General features: G+C 73.6%; 3 protein-coding genes. 2 read left to right on the forward strand and 1 reads right to left on the reverse strand.

The genetic code is table 11. From position 1 onward, the window contains the following. The first annotated feature begins 227 nt into the window (after positions 1 to 227). Entirely contained in the window at positions 228 to 1,466 is a 1,239-nt protein-coding gene (locus tag H3C53_13230; protein MBW7917629.1) for an NAD(P)/FAD-dependent oxidoreductase, read from the forward strand. A 435-nt stretch (positions 1,467 to 1,901) separates the two neighbouring features. Here H3C53_13230 and H3C53_13235 read toward each other — a convergent pair whose 3' ends face one another. Beyond that, entirely contained in the window at positions 1,902 to 3,641 is a 1,740-nt protein-coding gene (locus H3C53_13235) for an ABC transporter substrate-binding protein (GenBank protein MBW7917630.1), read from the reverse strand. Positions 3,642 to 3,830: 189 nt separating this feature from the next. Between H3C53_13235 and H3C53_13240 the strand changes: the two genes are divergently transcribed. Further along, the gene (locus H3C53_13240; GenBank protein ID MBW7917631.1) at positions 3,831 to 4,559 is read left to right on the forward strand and encodes an SHOCT domain-containing protein; all 729 of its coding nucleotides are present in this window, start codon (positions 3,831 to 3,833) and stop codon (positions 4,557 to 4,559) included. Positions 4,560 to 4,639: the final 80 nt, after the last annotated feature.

Consider the following 4,639-nt stretch of genomic DNA (forward strand, 5'->3'; position numbering starts at 1 on the left):
CCACGTAGTTGGGTAGGAACGGGAATATCGTCGAGAAGCCGATGGAGGCGAGCAGCTGCGCGAAGAACATCACGAGGAGAACGCGTTGCCAACTCGTCTTGCCCACCTGTCGCCTCCAGCCTGCCGCCCCGCGCGAGCGCCAGCCATGCTAACGCCTCGCCGCCCGCGGCAGGCAGGGCCCCGTGCCGGGCGGGTCGTCCCTCGGGCGCAGCCGGTAGCATGACCGGATGGGCGACCCGGGTCCACGCGTCGTGATCGTGGGTGGCGGCGCGGCCGGCCTCTTCGCGGCCATCGCCTGCCTGGAGGCCAACCCCGCCGCCGCCGTGACGGTGCTGGAGGCCGCCCCCGCGCCCCTCGGCAAGGTGCGCATCTCCGGCGGCGGGCGCTGCAACGTCACCCACGACCAGCCCGACCCGGCGCTGCTGGTTGGCAACTACCCGCGCGGCGCCAGGGCGCTGCGCGGTCCCTTCACCCGCTTCGGGCCGCGCGAGACGGTGGCGTGGTTCGAGGCGCGCGGGGTGCCCCTCAAGACGGAGGTGGACGGGCGCATGTTCCCCACCAGCGACGACTCCGCCACCGTGGTGGACTGTCTCCTGAGTACCGCCCGGGCCGCGGGCGTGACCCTGCGCACCCGCGCCGGCGTGACGGACGTGGCGGCGCCCGGTCCAGGTGGGGTGGGCCGGTTCGAGGTTCGCCTGAAGTCCGGCGAGCTCGTCGGCGCCGATCGGCTCCTCCTCGCCACGGGCGGCGCCCCGGCCGGTCACCGCTTCGCGGCGGCGCTGGGGCACGCCGTCGAGCCGCCCGTGCCGTCGCTCTTCACGTTCGAGGTCGCGGACCGGCGGCTGCACGGCCTGGCGGGCGTGTCGGTGCCGGTCGGGCGCGTGCGGCTGGACGGGGCGAAGGAGGCGCACGAGGGGCCCTTGCTCATCACCCACTGGGGCCTCTCCGGACCCGCCGTGCTGCGGGCCTCGGCGTGGGGCGCGCGACTGCTGCACGAGAACGCCTACCGCCTCGGCGTGACCGTCGACTGGCTCCCCGAGCTGAGCGAAGCGGCCGTGCTGCAGGGCCTGCGGGAAGCCAAGCGCCGGGACGCGCGCCGCACGGTCGTGGCGGGCGGGCCGCCGGGCCTACCGCAGCGGCTGTGGCGCGCGTTGGCGCGCGCCGCCGGCGCGAGCGACGAGACGCGCTGGGCCGACGCCTCGAACGACCTGCTGGCGGCCCTGGCGCGGGAGATCGGCGCCGGCCGCTACCTCATCGGCGGCAAGGGGGCGTTCAAGGACGAGTTCGTCACCTGCGGCGGCGTGCGCCTCGACGAGGTCGACTTCACCACGATGGCGAGCCGCGTGACGCCCGGCCTGCACCTCGCGGGGGAGATCCTCGACGTCGACGGCATCACGGGCGGTTTCAACTTCCAGAGCGCCTGGACGACCGGCTGGTTGGCGGGGCGGGCCATGGCGGTCGCCTGACCGCCATGGATCAGGACCCGCGCCAGCCTCGGATGAGCCTCGCCCCGCCCCCGGTCGGCGCCGGGCGGGACCGGCGTGCCGGTGCCACGCGACTTACGGGAGCGCGGCGAAGCGCGAGCCGACCGGCTGGTCGAGATGGCGTCGCCACCGCCCTCGACCGAGTAGCGCAGGGCGTGCAGGACGGCGTTGACGGCGAGGGACGCGTCGTCCGGTCCGGCACCGAGGCCGTTGGTGGCCAGGGCTGGAGCGCGCCTACCCGAACACGCCGCCAACGCCAGGCCCACCACCAGGCAGGCGACCACCCGCGCGGCGTTCGGTAGACGGTTCCCTCCACACATGGTCTGCTCCCTTCTTCGGGCGCCCGCCGGGCGCGTCGACGACGAGGGTGGCGGGGAGGGGCCGGGGAGACCCCCTCCCCACACGCAAGCGCCGAGTTCAGTCGAGTTTGGACAGGTCGGCCCAGCGCACCTCGGTGAAGAGCGGGTTGCGGTAGGCGCCCTCCACCCGGGCGCTGACCACGACCCGGTACGGGAAGCTCGGCATGATGACGAACGGCGCGTCTTCGTAGGCGAGGCGGCCCACGCGCCGGTACGCCTCGTCGCGCTTGGTCGCGTCGAACTCGCGCCGCGCCAGCGCGACGAGGCGGTCGATCTCCTCGTTCACGTAACCGAGCCGCGCCGTGAACGAGGTGGAAGACTGGTACCAGTCGGCCATGAACTCGTAAGGGTCGGGGAAGCTCGCGTAGCCCGCGTTGTTCACCCACGGCAGCCGAAGCTCGTCCCACAGCCGGGCGCTGTCCTCCGCGCTCATGTCGACGACGTCGATCTCGAACTTGGGATTCAGCGCCTCGATGTTCTCCTTCCAGAGGGCGCCGAGCCAGTCCTCGCGCGGCACGGCGATGTACATGCCCGCCTCCCACAGCCGGCCTCCCCAGGCGGCGCGGCAGTGCTCCTCCGCCTTCGCCAGGTCGAGCCCGTAGCGCGGGATGGTCGGGTCGTAGGCGGCGTAGAACGGGAGCAGGAGCATCGACGGGAAGAACGCGCCGTCGGCCAGGTACTCCGGGTCGTCTTCGCCCGTGTCCCAGGCGTACGCGAAGCACTTGCGTGCGTCGACGTCGGAGAAGAAGTCGGGCGGCACGCCGTGCCCGTCGAACCGGCCGCTCCCGATGAGGGGGCTGTCGGCCCCCATGTCCTGGTTGAAGAAGGCGGCGCCCACCACCCTCACGCTGGGGGGCGTGGCGGCGTCGCCGGGGCCGCCTATCAGCCGGACCCCGGCCAGGCCCTCGAGCTCGCTCCAGGGCGTGAAGCGCACGTCGATCTGGTCGGCCTCGCCGGCCAGCAGCGCGGCCACGCGCGCCTCCTCGTCCTCGACCACCTCGTAGACGACCCTCTCGAGGCGCGGCGCGGCGCCCCAGTAGTCCGGGTTCCGTTCGGCCACGAGACGCACGCCCGGCTCCCACGACGCGAGGCGGAAGGCGCCGGTGCCGGCCGCATGATCGTGGAGGTACCCCGCCGTCAGGTCGGCGCCAAGCCAGTCCCGCCACGTGGCCTCGGTCCCGTCCCAGCCGCCGTTGGCCTTCACCAGGGCGCTGTCGACGATCACGTACCTCACGCCGGCGAGGGCGGCGAAGAGGATGGCGTCCGGTTCCAGCGAACGCACTACGGCGGTGTGGTCGTCGAGGCACTCGACGCTGTCCGCCACGCGAGCGAAGTACGCTTCGTAGGCGGCGTCGCTGCCGTCCTCTCCCAGCTCGACGAGGGCGTTCGCCGCCGTGCCGATCAGGGCCTCACCCACGAGCCCCGGGTCGGCGACCAGCGCGCGCTCAAGGGAGTACTCGACGTCGCGGCATGTGAACGGGTTGCCGCCATGGAACCTGACGCCCTCGCGCAGCCGGAACGTGTGGGTGCGCCCGTCGGCCGAGACCTCGTGCCCCGTCGCCAGGCGCGGCCTGAGCTCCGTGCTCATGCCCTCCACGCCGTAGAGGCCCTCGTAGAGGTTCTCGATGACGCTCTGGCCCCACGGGCTGAAGTCACCGATGGGGTCTAGTGTCTCCACGTCGAAGAGCCGCTGGAACACGTACGTCTGACCGACCCCCGACCCGAGGGCGGCGATCGCGAGCAGCGCCGCCACCCTGCCCAGCAGCCCGGCACGAACCCCAACCTTGCTCTTGCCCATCTCCCCGCCTCCTCGGTCGGTCCGGGCGCGCGCGCCTGCTTGCTGGCGCGCTCGGACCATGCCGGGAGGGTAGGGGAGGGACGGTTAACGGGGCCTAAACGGTGGGGCGGGAGCCCGCGCTGCCTCCCGCCCCTCCGGCAGGGCGAATCTCACGCGGCCGGCGCGGGCGCCGCCCCTATACTCGCGCGCATGGGATTCTTCTCGAACCTGGCGGACGCGCTCTCCCACCCCAAGCTCGCCGACCCGGTGCGCGGGACGGCGCAGGTGGTCTCGGCCAGCATGCCGCCCCACCAGTCGGGCGGCGGCGGCATGTGTTCGATGAGCCTGGTGATCACCATCCCGGACCAGCCGAGCGTGGCCGTCACCAAGGCGAGCATCGTGACGCTGGCGAAGTGGCCCATGCCCGGCACGTTGCTGCCCGTGCTGGCCGAGCGCACCGACCCCAAGCGCTTCCACATCGTGTGGGACGAGGTGCCGACCGGCCGCGACCGGGGGGCCCAGCAGGCCCAGCAGGTGGCCGAGCGCCTCAACGGCATGGCCGGCGGTCCGGCCGCCGCGACCGGGGCCGGCCCCGCCTCTCGCACGACCACCAGCGTCACCGTCAACGGCGCCCCGGCCACGCCGGCGGACATCGCGGCGTTCGAGGCCATGACGGGGATGGACCTCGATGGCGACGGCGTGGTGGGCGGCAGCGGCGCGCCCTCGAGCCATCAGGCGCCCACCCGCACCGTCACCGCCATCAGCGGCGACGCGCTCGCGCAGGTCCTGGGCAAGCTCGCGGGGTCCGGCGCCGCGCCGGCGGCGGAGGAGGACACCGTCTCGCGACTGGAGCGGGCCGCGGCGCTCTACGAGTCCGGCGCCCTCACCCACGCCGAGTTCGAGGCGGCCAAGCGGCGGATACTCGGCGACGAGGCCTGAGGCCACCGGGCGGCCCCGGTAAGAGGGGTCAGCCCTTGCCGAGCCCGGCCTCGCGGCCCAAGCGCAGCACGTTCTCGACG

The sequence above is a fragment of the Trueperaceae bacterium genome (assembly GCA_019454765.1).
Lineage (GTDB): Bacteria > Deinococcota > Deinococci > Deinococcales > Trueperaceae > JAAYYF01.

What these genes read in the sequence shown, in the direction of transcription:
- H3C53_13230 (MBW7917629.1), top strand. Translation starts at nt 228, where the DNA reads ATGGGCGACCCGGGTCCACGCGTCGTGATCGTGGGTGGCGGCGCGGCC.
- H3C53_13235 (MBW7917630.1), bottom strand. Translation starts at nt 3,641, where the DNA reads ATGGGCAAGAGCAAGGTTGGGGTTCGTGCCGGGCTGCTGGGCAGGGTG.
- H3C53_13240 (MBW7917631.1), top strand. Translation starts at nt 3,831, where the DNA reads ATGGGATTCTTCTCGAACCTGGCGGACGCGCTCTCCCACCCCAAGCTC.